The sequence below is a fragment of the Modestobacter versicolor genome (assembly GCF_014195485.1).
Lineage (GTDB): Bacteria > Actinomycetota > Actinomycetes > Mycobacteriales > Geodermatophilaceae > Modestobacter > Modestobacter versicolor.
In genome coordinates this window covers 1,317,113-1,330,920 of record NZ_JACIBU010000001.1, presented here as the reverse complement: position 1 = coordinate 1,330,920, position 13,808 = coordinate 1,317,113, and the positions used below count along the sequence as shown (strand labels likewise).

9 protein-coding genes and 1 tRNA gene are annotated in these 13,808 nt (G+C 72.9%); 8 read left to right on the top strand and 2 right to left on the bottom strand.

Annotated features, from left to right (window positions below; translation table 11 throughout):
* Positions 1–63: 63 nt before the first annotated feature.
* The 4 genes from gltB to FHX36_RS06445 all read left to right on the top strand — a co-directional run bounded on the left by gltB (position 64) and on the right by FHX36_RS06445 (position 8,678).
* The gene (gene gltB, locus FHX36_RS06460) at positions 64–4,740 is read left to right on the top strand and encodes a glutamate synthase large subunit (protein WP_220035844.1); all 4,677 of its coding nucleotides are present in this window, start codon (positions 64–66) and stop codon (positions 4,738–4,740) included.
* A complete protein-coding gene (locus FHX36_RS06455) occupies positions 4,733–6,220 on the top strand; it encodes a glutamate synthase subunit beta (RefSeq protein WP_110551242.1) in 1,488 nt (495 codons plus the stop codon). The genes gltB and FHX36_RS06455 overlap by 8 nt, the downstream gene beginning before the upstream one ends.
* A gap of 161 nt (positions 6,221–6,381) precedes the next feature.
* The gene (gene pyk, locus FHX36_RS06450) at positions 6,382–7,797 is read left to right on the top strand and encodes a pyruvate kinase (RefSeq protein ID WP_110551243.1); all 1,416 of its coding nucleotides are present in this window, start codon (positions 6,382–6,384) and stop codon (positions 7,795–7,797) included.
* Positions 7,794–8,678 carry an acyl-CoA thioesterase gene (locus FHX36_RS06445; RefSeq protein ID WP_110551244.1) on the top strand — a complete coding sequence of 295 codons (885 nt, stop codon included), beginning with the start codon at positions 7,794–7,796 and terminating at the stop codon, positions 8,676–8,678. Before pyk ends, FHX36_RS06445 begins: the two co-directional genes overlap by 4 nt.
* 13 nt (positions 8,679–8,691) lie before the next feature.
* Here FHX36_RS06445 and FHX36_RS06440 read toward each other — a convergent pair whose 3' ends face one another.
* On the bottom strand, positions 8,692–10,479 hold the full coding sequence (locus FHX36_RS06440) for an aminotransferase class V-fold PLP-dependent enzyme (protein ID WP_343056577.1): 1,788 nt from the start codon (positions 10,477–10,479) through the stop codon (positions 8,692–8,694).
* 104 nt (positions 10,480–10,583) lie between these two features.
* Positions 10,584–10,660: transfer RNA gene (locus FHX36_RS06435), tRNA-Leu, on the bottom strand.
* Between the two features lie 68 nt (positions 10,661–10,728).
* Here FHX36_RS06435 and FHX36_RS23820 point away from each other — a divergent pair.
* From FHX36_RS23820 to FHX36_RS06415, 4 genes are all read left to right on the top strand, one after another.
* Positions 10,729–11,346 (top strand): ANTAR domain-containing response regulator, encoded by a 618-nt coding sequence (locus FHX36_RS23820; protein WP_110551245.1) that lies wholly within the window; start codon positions 10,729–10,731, stop codon positions 11,344–11,346.
* 235 nt (positions 11,347–11,581) lie between these two features.
* Positions 11,582–12,919 (top strand): ABC transporter substrate-binding protein, encoded by a 1,338-nt coding sequence (locus FHX36_RS06425; protein ID WP_110551246.1) that lies wholly within the window; start codon positions 11,582–11,584, stop codon positions 12,917–12,919.
* 107 nt (positions 12,920–13,026) lie between these two features.
* A complete protein-coding gene (locus FHX36_RS06420; protein ID WP_110551247.1) occupies positions 13,027–13,350 on the top strand; it encodes a hypothetical protein in 324 nt (107 codons plus the stop codon).
* Positions 13,347–13,772 carry a DUF1772 domain-containing protein gene (locus tag FHX36_RS06415; RefSeq protein WP_110551248.1) on the top strand — a complete coding sequence of 142 codons (426 nt, stop codon included), beginning with the start codon at positions 13,347–13,349 and terminating at the stop codon, positions 13,770–13,772. Before FHX36_RS06420 ends, FHX36_RS06415 begins: the two co-directional genes overlap by 4 nt.
* Positions 13,773–13,808 lie beyond the last annotated feature (36 nt).

Here is a 13,808-nt window from a genome sequence, read left to right as displayed (position 1 = left end):
CCCGGCTCCGCTCGCGGGGTCACCGGTGGAGGGCCGCCGCGGCCAGCCGACGACGGGAGTGACATGTCCGACCTCGCCGCCCCCACCCCGGGCCCGTCCTTCTCGACCGCCCCGGGCACCGCCGTGCCGTTCTCCGCCCTCCCGGCCGCCGCCGGTCTCTACGACCCGGCCCGGGAGCACGACGCCTGCGGTGTCGCCTTCGTCGCCGACGCCCGGGGCCGCCGCTCGCGGTCGATCGTGGCCGCCGGGCTGACCGCCCTGCACAACCTCGACCACCGCGGCGCCGCCGGCTCCGAGCCCAACTCGGGGGACGGCGCCGGGATTCTCACCCAGGTCCCCGACGCGCTGCTCCGGGAGAGCGTGGACTTCGACCTGCCGCCCAGCGGTGAGTACGCCGTCGGCATCGCCTTCCTGCCCGCCGACGAGACCGAGCGGGCCGGCGTCGTCGACGCCGTCGCCGGCCTGGCCGCGGAGGAGGGGCTGACCGTCCTGGGCTGGCGCGAGCTGCCCGTCGACCCCGACGGCGCCGACCTCGGGCCGACCGCCCGCCGGGTCATGCCGCACTTCGCCCAGCTCTTCGTCGCCGAGACCATCGGTGCCCGCGCCGACGCCGCTGCCTTCGGCGGCACCGTGGCCCCGCACGGGGTGACCCGCCTGGAGCGCCGCTCGTTCGTGCTGCGCAAGCGGGTGGAGCGGGCGGCCCGGGACGCCGGCAGCAGCTGCTACATCGCCTCGCTGTCCTCCCGCACCATCACCTACAAGGGCATGCTGACCACCGACCAGCTGCCCGCGTTCTTCCCCGACCTGCGCGACGAGCGCTACGAGTCGGCGATCGCGCTGGTCCACAGCCGGTTCTCCACCAACACCTTCCCGAGCTGGCCGCTGGCCCACCCGTTCCGCTTCATCGCGCACAACGGCGAGATCAACACGATCAAGGGCAACCGCAACCGGATGCGGGCCCGCGAGGCCAAGCTGGAGACCGAGCTGTTCGACGGCCCCGCCGGCCCGGCCAGCGAGCTCGGGCTGGAGCGGATCTTCCCGGTCACCGCCAGCGACTTCAGCGACTCGGCCACCTTCGACGAGGTGCTCGAGCTGCTGCACCTGTCCGGCCGCTCGCTGCCGCACGCGGTGCTGATGATGATCCCGGAGGCGTGGGAGAACCACGACGAGATGGACCCGGCCCGCCGGGCCTTCTACCGGTACCACTCCTCGATCATCGAGGCCTGGGACGGCCCGGCCTGCGTGGCGTTCACCGACGGCACCCTGATCGGCGCCGTGCTGGACCGCAACGGCCTGCGCCCCGGTCGCTGGTGGCACACCAAGGACGACCTGGTCGTGCTGGCCAGCGAGGCCGGCGTGCTGGACATCCCGGCCGCCGACGTGGTCGCCAAGGGCCGGCTGCAGCCGGGCCGGATGTTCCTCGTCGACACCGCCGCCGGGCGGATCGTCGAGGACGAGGAGGTCAAGGGCGCCCTGGCCACCGCCGAGCCCTACGACGACTGGCTGCACGCCGGCCTCGTGCACCTGCCCGCCCTGCCCGAGCGGCGCCGGTCGCGGCCCAGCCACGAGTCCGTCGTCCGCCGCCAGCAGCTCTTCGGCTACACCGAGGAGGAGCTGCGCGTGCTGGTGCAGCCGATGGCGGCCAGCGGCGCCGAGCCGATCGGCTCGATGGGCACCGACACCCCGATCGCCTCGCTGTCGGACCGGTCGCGCCAGCTGTTCGACTACTTCACCCAGCTGTTCGCCCAGGTCACGAACCCGCCGCTGGACGCCATCCGCGAGGAGCTGGTGACCAGCCTGGGCCGCACCTTCGGGCCGGAGCAGAACCTGCTCAAGGCCACCCCGGCCTCCTGCCGGCAGGTCTTCCTGCCCTACCCGGTCATCGACAACGACGAGCTGGCCAAGATCCTGCACATCGACGACGACGGCGACCTGCCCGGTTTCGCCGCCGTCCGGATCACCGGCCACTTCGACGTCACCGGTGGCGGGCCGGCGCTCGCCCAGGCGATCACCGAGCTGCGCACCAAGGTCAGCAAGGCCATCGCCGCCGGCGCGCGGGTCATCGTGCTGTCCGACCGCGACTGCGACGAGAAGCGCGCCCCGATCCCGTCGCTGCTGATGACCGCCGCCGTCCACCACCACCTGGTGCGCGAGCGCACCCGGATGGAGGTCGGCCTGGTCGTCGAGACCGGCGACTGCCGCGAGGTGCACCACGTCGCGCTGCTGCTGGGCTACGGCGCGGCCGCGGTCAACCCGTACCTGGCGTTCGAGAGCGTCGAGGACCTGATCCGCACCGGCACGCTCACCGGTGTCCAGCCCGCCCAGGCCGTCCGCAACGTGGTCAAGGCCATGGGCAAGGGCGTGCTGAAGGTGATGAGCAAGATGGGCATCAGCACCGTCGGCTCGTACACGATGGCGCAGATCTTCGAGACGGTCGGGCTGAGCAAGGCCGTCGTCGACGAGTACTTCACCGGGACGTCGGCCACCCTGGACGGCGTCGGGCTGGACGTGCTCGCCGAAGAGGTGGTCATGCGCCACCGCCGGGCCTACCCGACCAACCCCACCGAGACCGCGCACCGGCGGCTGGAGACCGGCGGCGAGTACCAGTGGCGCCGCGAGGGCGAGGTGCACCTGTTCAACCCCGAGACGGTGTTCCTGCTCCAGCACGCCACCCGGTCCCGGCAGTACGACGTCTTCCAGCGCTACACCGAGACCGTCGACGGCCTCTCGGCCGAGGCGGCGACGCTGCGCGGCCTGTTCAACCTGCGCACCGGTGCCCGGCCCGCCGTCCCGCTGGACGAGGTGGAGCCGGTCAGCGAGATCGTCAAGCGCTTCCAGACCGGGGCGATGAGCTACGGATCGATCTCCGCCGAGGCGCACGAGACCCTGGCCATCGCGATGAACCGGCTCGGTGGGCGCTCGAACACCGGCGAGGGCGGCGAGGACCCCGACCGGTTCACCGCCGACCCCAACGGCGACCTGCGCCGCTCGTCGATCAAGCAGGTGGCCAGCGGCCGGTTCGGTGTCACCAGCGAGTACCTGGTCAACGCCGACGACATCCAGATCAAGATGGCCCAGGGCGCCAAGCCCGGCGAAGGCGGCCAGCTGCCGGGCAGCAAGGTCTACCCGTGGGTGGCCCGCACCCGGCACTCCACGCCCGGCGTCGGCCTGATCAGCCCGCCGCCGCACCACGACATCTACTCGATCGAGGACCTCAAGCAGCTCATCCACGACCTCAAGAACGCGAACAACGAGGCGCGGGTGCACGTCAAGCTGGTCTCGGAGTCCGGGATCGGCACGGTCGCGGCCGGCGTCAGCAAGGCCAAGGCCGACGTCGTCCTGGTGTCCGGCTTCGACGGTGGCACCGGTGCGGCGCCGCTGACCTCGCTCAAGCACGCCGGCACCCCGTGGGAGATCGGCCTGGCCGAGACCCAGCAGACGCTGCTGGCCAACGGGCTGCGCGACCGGATCGTGGTCCAGGTCGACGGGCAGATGAAGACCGGCCGGGACGTGATCGTCGCGGCGCTGCTGGGGGCCGAGGAGTTCGGCTTCGCGACCGCCCCGCTGGTGGTCGAGGGCTGCGTGATGATGCGCGTCTGCCACCTGGACACCTGCCCGGTCGGTGTGGCCACCCAGAACCCGGAGCTGCGCAAGCGGTTCACCGGCAAGCCCGAGTTCGTGGTGACCTTCTTCGAGTTCATCGCCCAGCAGGTGCGCGAGTTCCTGGCCGAGCTCGGCTTCCGCTCCATCGACGAGGCCGTCGGCCACGCCGAGCTGCTGGACGTGAAGCCCGCGATCTCGCACTGGAAGGCCGCCGGCCTGGACCTCACACCGGTCCTCGCGGTGCCCGACCTGCCCGAGGGCACCCCGCGGCGCAAGGTGCGCGACCAGGACCACGGCCTGGACGTCGCGCTGGACCAGACCCTCATCCAGCTCTGCGAGGGCGCGCTGCTCGACGCCCGCCCGGTGCACCTGGAGCTGCCGGTGCGCAACGTCAACCGCACCGTCGGCACGATGCTGGGCTCGATGGTCACCCGCCGCTTCGGTGGCGAGGGCCTGCCCGACGGCACCATCGACCTGACCTTCACCGGGTCGGCAGGGCAGTCCTTCGGGGCCTTCCTGCCCCGCGGGATCACCATGACCCTGGTCGGCGACGCCAACGACTACGTCGGCAAGGGCCTGTCCGGTGGCCGCATCGTCGTCCGCCCCGCGCCGGAGGCGACGTTCCCGGCCGAGGACAACGTCATCGCCGGCAACGTCATCGGCTACGGCGCGACCAGCGGCGAGCTGTTCCTGCGCGGCCGGGTCGGCGAGCGGTTCTGCGTGCGCAACTCCGGTGCGCTGGCCGTCGTCGAGGGCGTCGGTGACCACGCGCTGGAGTACATGACCGGCGGGACGGCGATCGTCCTCGGGCCGACCGGGCGCAACATCGCCGCGGGCATGTCCGGCGGGATCGGCTACGTGCTGGACCTGGCCCGGCACCGGGTCAACAGCGAGATGGTGGACGTCGAGGCGCTGGACGGGCAGGCCTCGCAGTGGCTCCGCGACGTCCTCGAGCGTTACCGCGAGGCGACCGGATCGGCCGTGGCGACCAGCCTGCTGGCCGACTGGGGCCGCTGGTCGGAGCGGTTCAGCGTGATCATGCCGCGGGACTACCGCCGGGCGTTGGAGGCCAAGCGGGCCGCCGAGGCCGCGGGGTACGACGTGGACCGAGCTGTCATGGAGGCGGCACGTGGTTGACAGCACCGGGTTCCTGAAGTTCGACCGCCAGATGCCGCCCCGGCGGCCGGTCGAGCTGCGCCTGCTGGACTGGAAGGAGGTGTACCTGACCCGCGAGACGGGTGAGGACGCCGTCTTCCCGGTGCAGGCCGTCCGCGAGCAGGCGGCGCGCTGCATGGACTGCGGCATCCCGTTCTGCCACCACGGCTGCCCGCTGGGCAACCTGATCCCGGAGTGGAACGACCTCGCCCGCCGGGACGACTGGCAGGAGGCGATCGAGCGGCTGCACGCGACGAACAACTTCCCGGAGTTCACCGGGAAGCTCTGCCCGGCGCCGTGCGAGTCCGCCTGCGTGCTCAACCTGGAGAACGCGCCGGTCACCATCAAGCAGATCGAGTGGGAGATCATCGACCAGGCGTTCCTCAACGGCTGGGTCACCCCGCAGCCGCCGGCGGAGCTGACCGGCCGGAAGGTCGCCGTCGTCGGCTCCGGGCCGGCCGGCCTGGCCGCCGCCCAGCAGCTCACCCGGGCCGGGCACCAGGTCACCGTCTACGAGCGCGACGACCGGATCGGCGGCCTGCTCCGCTACGGCATCCCCGAGTTCAAGATGGAGAAGCGCCACCTGGACCGGCGGTTGGACCAGATGCGCGCCGAGGGCACCCGGTTCGTCACCGACACCCACGTCGGCGGCACCGGCGAGGGCGCGATCACCACCGAGGCGCTGCGGGCCGAGTACGACGCCGTCGTCCTGGCCATCGGGACGCCGGTCGCCCGCGACCTGCCGCTGCCGGGCCGCGAGCTCGACGGCGTGCACTTCGCGATGGAGTACCTGCCCTTCGGCAACCGCGAGGCGCTCGGCGAGCTCGACGACCCGCCGCTGTCGGCCGAGGGCAAGCACGTGGTGATCATCGGCGGCGGTGACACCGGCGCGGACTGCCTGGGCACCGCGCACCGGCAGGGTGCGGCCTCGGTCGCCCAGCTGGACTACAAGCCGGCGCCGGCGGGCTCCCGGCCGCAGGACAACCCGTGGCCGACCTACGAGATGATCCTGCGGGTCTCCCCGGCCCACGAGGAGGGCGGCGAGCGGTTGTTCGCCGTCAACACCGAGGCCTTCCTGGGCGACGACCAGGGCCGGGTGCGGGCCATCGAGGTCGTGGAGATCGAGATCGTCGACGGCACGCGCCAGCCCAAGCCGGGCAGCACCCGCGAGCTCCCCGCCGACCTGGTGCTGCTGGCGCTGGGCTACACCGGCCCGGAGACCACCGGGCTGGTCGAGGAGCTGGGCTGCGGCGTCGACGACCGCGGCCGGGTCACCCGGGACGCCGAGTACATGTCCAGCGTCCCGGGCGTGTTCGTCGCCGGTGACATGGGTCGCGGGCAGTCGCTGATCGTCTGGGCGATCGCCGAGGGCCGGGCCGCCGCGGGCGCGGTCGACAACTGGCTGACCGGGAACTCGATGCTGCCCCGGCCGGTCACCCCGGACGCCGTCCCGCTGCGATGAGTAAGGACCCCTCCGCTCCCCACGCCGCGCTCCGCGCGCCGCGGGCCCCTGCGGAGGGGCCGTTCCAGCACGTCAGGACGTCCAGGACGACTGCGCCACCTCGGGGGGACACGGCCGACCCGGTCGGCCGTGCCCCCTGCGGCAGCGGCTAGTTTTGCCCCATGTCTCGTCGCGCCAAGATCGTCTGCACCCTGGGCCCGGCCACCGGCTCCCTGGAGCAGATCACCGCCCTCGTCGAGGCCGGTATGGACGTCGCCCGCCTCAACTTCAGCCACGGCAAGCACGCCGACCACGAGACCGCCTACCGGCACGTCCGGACGGCGTCGGACACGGTCGGCCGCGCCGTGGCCGTGCTGGCCGACCTGCAGGGCCCCAAGATCCGCCTCGGCACGTTCGCCGACGGCCCGGTGCAGTGGGAGACCGGCAGCCGGGTCTGCATCACCGTGGACGACGTGGAGGGCACCGCCGACCGCGTCTCCACCACCTACAAGGACCTCGCCAACGACGCCCGCGTCGGTGACCGCCTGCTGGTCGACGACGGCAAGCTCGCGCTGACCGTGGTCGACGTCAAGGGCCCCGACGTGTTCTGCCTGGTGCTCGAGGGCGGCCCGGTCTCCAACAACAAGGGCCTGTCCCTGCCCGGTGTCGCCGTCAGCGTCCCGGCCATGTCCGACAAGGACGCCGAGGACCTGCGCTTCGCCCTCTCGCTGGGCGTCGACTTCATCGCGCTGTCCTTCGTCCGGCACGCCCGCGACGTCGAGCTGGTGCGCGAGATCATGCGCCAGGAGGACGTCGAGGTCCCGGTCATCGCCAAGCTGGAGAAGCCCGAGGCGGTCGAGAACCTCGAGGCGATCGTCAAGGCCTTCGACGGCATCATGGTCGCCCGCGGCGACCTGGGCGTCGAGCTGCCGCTGGAGCAGGTGCCGCTGGTGCAGAAGCGCGCCGTGCAGGTGGCCCGCGAGCGCAACAAGCCGGTCATCGTGGCCACCCAGATGCTCGAGTCGATGATCGAGAACTCCCGGCCCACCCGCGCCGAGGCCTCCGACGTCGCCAACGCCGTCCTCGACGGTGCCGACGCGGTGATGCTGTCCGGCGAGACCTCGGTCGGGAAGTTCCCCATCGTCGCGGTCAAGACGATGGAGCGGATCATCGACGCCGTCGAGTCCGACGCCGTCCGGGTGCCCGACCTGCTCCGCCCGGCGAAGAACCGCTCCGGCGCGATCGTGCGGGCCGCCAAGGACATCGGCGAGGCGCTCGACGTGGCCGCGCTGGCCGCCTTCACCCTCACCGGCAAGACCGCGCAGCTGCTGGCCGCGCTGCACACCCGGCTGCCGATCCTGGCCTTCACCACCGACCCCGCGGTCCGCAGCCGGCTGGCGCTGTCCTGGGGCGTGGAGACCTTCCTGGTGCCCGAGGTGACGCACACCGACGACATGGTCGGCCAGGTCGACTTCTCGCTGCTGTCCATCGGCCGGCTCAAGGAGGGCGACAAGGTCGTCGTGGTGGCCGGCTCGCCGCCGAACACCGCCGGCTCGACGAACCTCGTCCGGGTGCACGAGGTGGGTACCGAGGCGTGACGTCGTCGTCGGGGGTGTCCTCGGGCCCGGCCTCGGACCTGATGCAGGTGCTGGACCTGGAGGAGCGGGGTCCGGACCTGTACGTCGGCACCACCCCGACGACGCCGCTGCAGCGGATCTTCGGCGGGCAGGTGGCCGCGCAGGCGCTCACGGCTGCGCAGGCCACCGTCTCCACCGACCGCCCGGTGCACTCGCTGCACTCGTACTTCCTGCGGCCCGGTGACCCGCACGAGGAGATCCGCTACGAGGTCGACCGGATCCGCGAGGGCCGGACGTTCAGCACCCGGCGGGTGGTGGCCCGGCAGACCCGCAAGGGCGCCGACGTCGCCATCTTCGCGCTGACCGCGGACTTCACCGCGGGGGAGCGGGCGGTGGTGGAGCACTCGCTGCCGATGCCCGAGGTCCCCGGCCCGGAGTCCCTGCCCGGGCTGGACGAGGTCGCCAAGGCGCACCCCGAGCAGGCCGCGGCGTCCCGGGCGATCGGCCGGGCGGTGGAGCAGCGCTACCTCGCCGACCCGTTCGACCCCGAACCGCGGCTGCCCCCGGACACCGCCACCCGGATCTGGTTCCGGGTGACCGGCACGCTCCCCGACGACGAGGCGGTGCACGCCGCGGCGCTCACCTTCGTCAGCGACCTGACCCTGCTGTCGGCCGGCCTGGCCCGCACCGGCGGCGGCTGGGGCGGCTCGACGGTCGGCGCGAGCCTGGACCACGCCGTCTGGTTCCACCGGCCCGTGCGCGCCGACGAGTGGTTCCTGTACGAGACCGACAGCCCGGCGGCGGCCAGCGGCCGGGCGCTGTGCTTCGGCCAGATCTGGGCGGCCGACGGCACCCACGTGGCCACCGTGGCCCAGGAGGGGCTCATCCGCTCGCTCGGCTGAGCCCCTCCTGCGGTCAGTCGGTGCCGGCCTCCGCCGCGGGGTCGCCCTGCGGCTCGGGGTCGGCCTGCGGCTCGGGGTCGGCCTGCGGCTCGGGGTCGGCCTGCGGCTCGGGGTCGGCCTCGGCGAGGTCGGCCTGCGCGGCGGCCTGGCTCGCGCTCTCGTCCCAGGCGGCGGGGGTCTCCACCTCGGGTGCTGCGGCTGCCGCCTCGACGGTTGCTGCCTCGGCGGCTGCGGCCTCGGCGGCTGCGGCCGCCTCCGCCTCGAGCTGGGCCGCGCGGTTGGCCCGGAACTGCTCCTCGGCGGCGGCCTTCTCCCGGCGCTCGGCCTCGCGGCGCTCCCGGGCCTGCTCGGCGAAGTCGTTGGCCAGCCAGTCGTGCGCCTCGCCCAGCAGGGTCCACACCCGCTGCACGTGCTCGCGGGTGGTGGTGGGGGCGCCGATGGCCACCCGCAGCACCGCCGCGCCGCCGACGGTGGTGTGGGTCAGGAACACCTCGCCGCCGTCGTTGAGCCGGTCCAGCAGGGTCATCGTGGCGACGTCGGCGTCCACGTCGGCCGCCCAGCGCGGCTGCAGGCAGACCAGCGACAGCGGGTGCGGCGCGGCGACGTCGAACCGGTCGTCGGCGTCGGCCCAGCCGGCCAGCTCCTGGGCCCACGCCACGTGGCTGCGGATGTGCTCGCGCAGCCCCTCGGCGCCGTACCAGCGGACGACGAACCACAGCTTCAGCGCGCGGAACCGGCGGCCCAGCTCGATCTGCCAGTCGCGGTAGTCGACGACCGCGCCGGTGTCGGTGGCGGCGTTGCGCAGGTACTCGGGCAGGATCGCCAGCGCGCCGGTGAGGGCGGCCCGGTCGGCGACCCAGAACAGCGTCGCGTCGAACCCGGTGAGCAGCCACTTGTGCGCGTCGGTGGTGTAGCTGTCGGCCCACTCGACGCCGGCCTGCAGGGCGCGCAGCTCCGGGACGACGGCGCTCACACCGGCGTAGGCGGCGTCCACGTGCAGCCAGACGCCGTACTCCTGGCAGATCGGGCCGAGCTCGGCGAGCGGGTCGACCGCGGTGGTCGAGGTGGTGCCGACCGTCGCGCAGACCAGCACCGGCGTGTAGCCGCGGGCGACGTCGCGGGCGAGCCGCTGGCGCAGCGCACCGGGGCTCATCGCCAGGTCGCCGTCCACCTCCACGACCCGGATGGCGTCGGTGCCGAGCCCGGCGATGCGGGCCGCCTTCTCCATCGAGCTGTGCGTCTCGGCGGAGACGTAGACGGTGTGGTCCTCGGGCCGCACGCCGTGCCGCACCGTGGCGCCCTTGCTGGCCCGGTGCAGCGCGGCGAGCAGCGCGACCAGGTTGGCGCCGGAGCTGGAGTCCTGGACGACGCCCCCGCCGGTGCCGGTGGAGCGGAACGACTCGGGCAGACCCATCAGCTCGGCGAACCAGTCGAGCACGTGCTGCTCGAGCTCGGTCGCGGCCGGGCTGGTCACCCAGGACATGCCCTGCACGCCCAGCCCCGCGGACACCAGGTCGCCGAGCACCGAGGGGCCGGAGGTGTTGGCCGGGAAGTAGCCGAAGAAGCCCGGGTGCTGCCAGTGGGTCACCCCGGGCAGGACGACGCGGTCCAGGTCGGCGAGGACGGCGGAGAACGGCTCGCCCTGCTCGGGGGCGCTGGCCGGCAGCGAGGCGCGGACGTCGCCGGGGGAGACCTGCGAGCGGACCGGGAACGACCCGATGCGGGTCCAGTAGTCGGCGATCCAGTCGACCACCTCGTGGCCGTGCTGGCGGAACTGCTCGGGGGTCATGTGGCCGGTCACGGAGCCAACTTAGGCGGCGAGCGGGCCGTTCCCTCGGGTGCCCCCGGTGCGACTCGAACGCACACTGCGCGGGTTGTGGATCGCTGCAGTTCGTCCTTGCGCGATGGTGCCCCCGGTGCGACTCGAACGCACACTGCGCGGGTTTTGAATCCGCTCCCTCTGCCGATTGGGGTACGGGGGCCAGCACAACCGGGTGACCCGCAGCGTATCGGGCGGTCGGGGGCTGGCCGCGGTCGATAGGATCACCCGGTGAGCAACGCACCGACCCGGGTCCTCATCGCTGAGGACGAGGCACTCATCCGCCTCGACCTCAAGGAGATGCTGGAGGAGGAGGGGTACGTCGTCGTCGGCGAGGTCGGCGACGGCCAGGCGGCCGTCGACCAGGCCAAGGAGCTGCGGCCCGACCTCGTCGTCCTCGACGTCCAGATGCCCGTCCTCGACGGCATCGCCGCCGCCGAGCAGATCGCGGCGGCCCGCATCGCGCCGGTGATCGTGCTGACCGCCTTCAGCCAGCGCGAGCTGGTCGAGCGGGCCCGCGACGCCGGCGCCATGGCCTACCTGGTCAAGCCGTTCTCCAAGAACGACCTGGTCCCTGCGATCGAGGTCGCGGTCGGCCGGTTCCAGGAGATGCACGCCCTGGACGCCGAGGTCACCGACCTCAAGGAGCGGCTCGAGGCGCGCAAGGTCGTCGAGCAGGCCAAGGGCCGGCTGATGGCCGAGCGCGGCATGACCGAGGCCGAGGCATTCCGCTGGATCCAGCGCACGGCGATGAACGAGCGCACCTCGATGAAGGCGTTGGCGCAGGCGATCCTCACCACCGAGGTCGCCGACGAGGCCACCCCGACCGGCGGGACCGCCGGCTCCTGAGACCCACCTCACGTCGCCCACCGGCGCGTCGCACGGCTGGTTGCAGCCGTGTGACGCGCCGGTGGCGCATGTGGCGGCGGCGCGACGGGCAGGTCACAACACCGTCACGGTGCGACCAGAGGCGGCTCCGGCCGTTCACCGGCCGGTTAGGTTCTCCGCACTGATCGGCACCCCGACAGGCGATGTTGCCTGCGAGCGCCGGTGGACATGTATTCAGATCTCTGGGAGTTCCTTGATGCGCACAGGCACCTTCGCCCGCGCGACCGCGCTCTCCGGTGCTGCCCTGCTCGCGCTGACCGCCTGTGGCGGCAGCAGCGACGACAGCGGCGACAGCGGTGGCGACAGCGGCGCGAGCAGCGAGAAGCAGGTCAACGTCTACGGCACTGACGGCAACATGGGCAACGCCCTCGGCGAGGACTTCGACGAGGACGGCGCGCTGGCCGGCATGAAGGGCACCACGCCGCTGACGGAGCTCTCCTCGGACTTCACCGACCGGCTGCTCGAGGTCGACCCCGACCTGCAGGACTACAACTACAGCGCTGAGTCCTACGACGCCGCGATGCTGATCGCGCTCGCTGCCCAGTCCGCCGGCAGCACCCAGGCGACGGTCTTCGGCCCCTACGTCAACGCCCTCACCGTGGGTGGCGACAAGTGCTCCGACTTTGCCGCGTGCCTCGAGATCATCAACGCCGGTGGCGACGTCGACTTCGACGGCTTCTCCGGCCCGCTGAGCTTCACCGACGCCGGCGAGCCGGCCCAGGCGAGCTTCGGTCTGCTGCAGTTCGGCGACGACAACGCCCTCGACGACTCGAAGACCGAGTTCCAGGTCGCCGGCGACGAGGCCAACGCCACCAGCGAGCCCGGCCCCGCGCCGGTCGCCGCCGGTGCCACCAGCCCGACGCCGCTGACCATCGGCACCCTGCTGCCCGAGACCGGCAACCTGGCCTTCCTCGGCCCGCCGGAGGTCGCCGGCGTGCAGCTGGCGATCAACGACATCAACGCCGCCGGTGGTGTGCTCGGCCAGCCGGTCACCCTGGTGACCGGTGACTCGGGCGACGCCTCGACCGACACCGCCACCCAGACCGTGGACCGCCTCCTGCAGTCCGGCGTCAACGCGATCATCGGTGCGGCGTCCTCCGGCGTGAGCCTGACCGTGATCGACACGATCACCCAGGCCGGCGTCATGCAGATCTCGCCCGCCAACACGTCCGACCAGTTCACGAACTACAACGACCAGGGGCTGTACTTCCGCACCGCGCCCCCGGACCTGCTGCAGGCTCGGGCGCTGGCCGACCTGATCGGCGCCGACGGCAACAACACCGTCGGCATCCTCGCCACCAACGACCCCTACGGCACCGGGCTGGCGGAGAACACCAAGAACAACCTGATCGCCGACGGCCTGCCGGAGGACTCGATCCAGACCGTCATCTACGACCCGCAGGCGGCGAACTACGACGCCGAGGTGCAGCAGATGACCGAGTTCAGCCCGGACGCCATCGTGGTCATCGGGTTCGAGGAGTCCTCGCGGATCATCCAGGGCCTGAACACGAATGGTGTCGGCCCCCAGCGCTGACACCTCCCGCTGATCGGCTGATCGGCATGTGACACCAGCACCAGGCTGCGGCCCGGCACCCACCAGGGTGCCGGGCCGCAGTGCTGCGCGGGGGAGACACTCGTCGGGTGGACGACCGCGGACGACTGCTGAGCCGGTACCGGCAGCTGGTGCTCGACGAGCTGCCGCGCCGGGCGCGGGCCGAGCGCTGGGTCGTGACCGCCGACCACTGCTTCGGCCGGATCGTGCTCGACCACGCCGTGCAGGGCCGCTGGTACGACGTGCTGGACCGGCGGCGCTCGCCGGCCTTCGCCCAGCTGGACGACGAGCGGCTGGCCGCGGCGGTGGCCCTCGCCGAGCAGATCGCGGCCGAGGGCGACCCGCTGCTGCGCCGGCTCGACGCGCAGAGCCTCGCCTGGCGCGGCAGGCGGCCGAAGAGCGCCTCCGCGTGAGCGCGGTGGCGGTGGCCCACCTGCTGCTCGTCGGCGGGTACGCGGGCTTCCAGGGCACCGTCCGGGCGCTGGTCTACCCGCAGTTCACCGCCGTCCCGGCCAGTGCCTTCGCCGGCTACGAGCAGAGCCACTCGAGGCGGATCAGCGTCGTCGTGGGCCCGCTGTTCGCCGGTCAGCTGGTCACCACCGGCTGGCTGCTCCTCGCCCGGCCGGCGGGCGTCGTCCCGGCCGCGGTGCTGGGCAGCGCCGCCTGCCTGGCGGTCGTGCTGGCGGTGACGGCGTGGGGGGCGGTGCCGCAGCACCGGCGGCTCGGTGCGGGGTTCGACCCCGCCGCGTACGCGGCGCTGCTGCGCGTCGACACGGTGCGGCTGGTCGCGGCCGCCGCCAACGTGGCGGCCAGCGCCTGGGCCGTGCTGGGCTGACCGGCCCGGAACGGCGAACGGCGCCGCCCCCGGGTG

Excerpts from the sequence above, each read along its gene's own strand:
- gltB (WP_220035844.1), top strand. The coding sequence starts at position 64 with ATGTCCGACCTCGCCGCCCCCACCCCGGGCCCGTCCTTCTCGACCGCC.
- pyk (WP_110551243.1), top strand. The coding sequence starts at position 6,382 with ATGTCTCGTCGCGCCAAGATCGTCTGCACCCTGGGCCCGGCCACCGGC.
- FHX36_RS06425 (WP_110551246.1), top strand. The coding sequence starts at position 11,582 with ATGCGCACAGGCACCTTCGCCCGCGCGACCGCGCTCTCCGGTGCTGCC.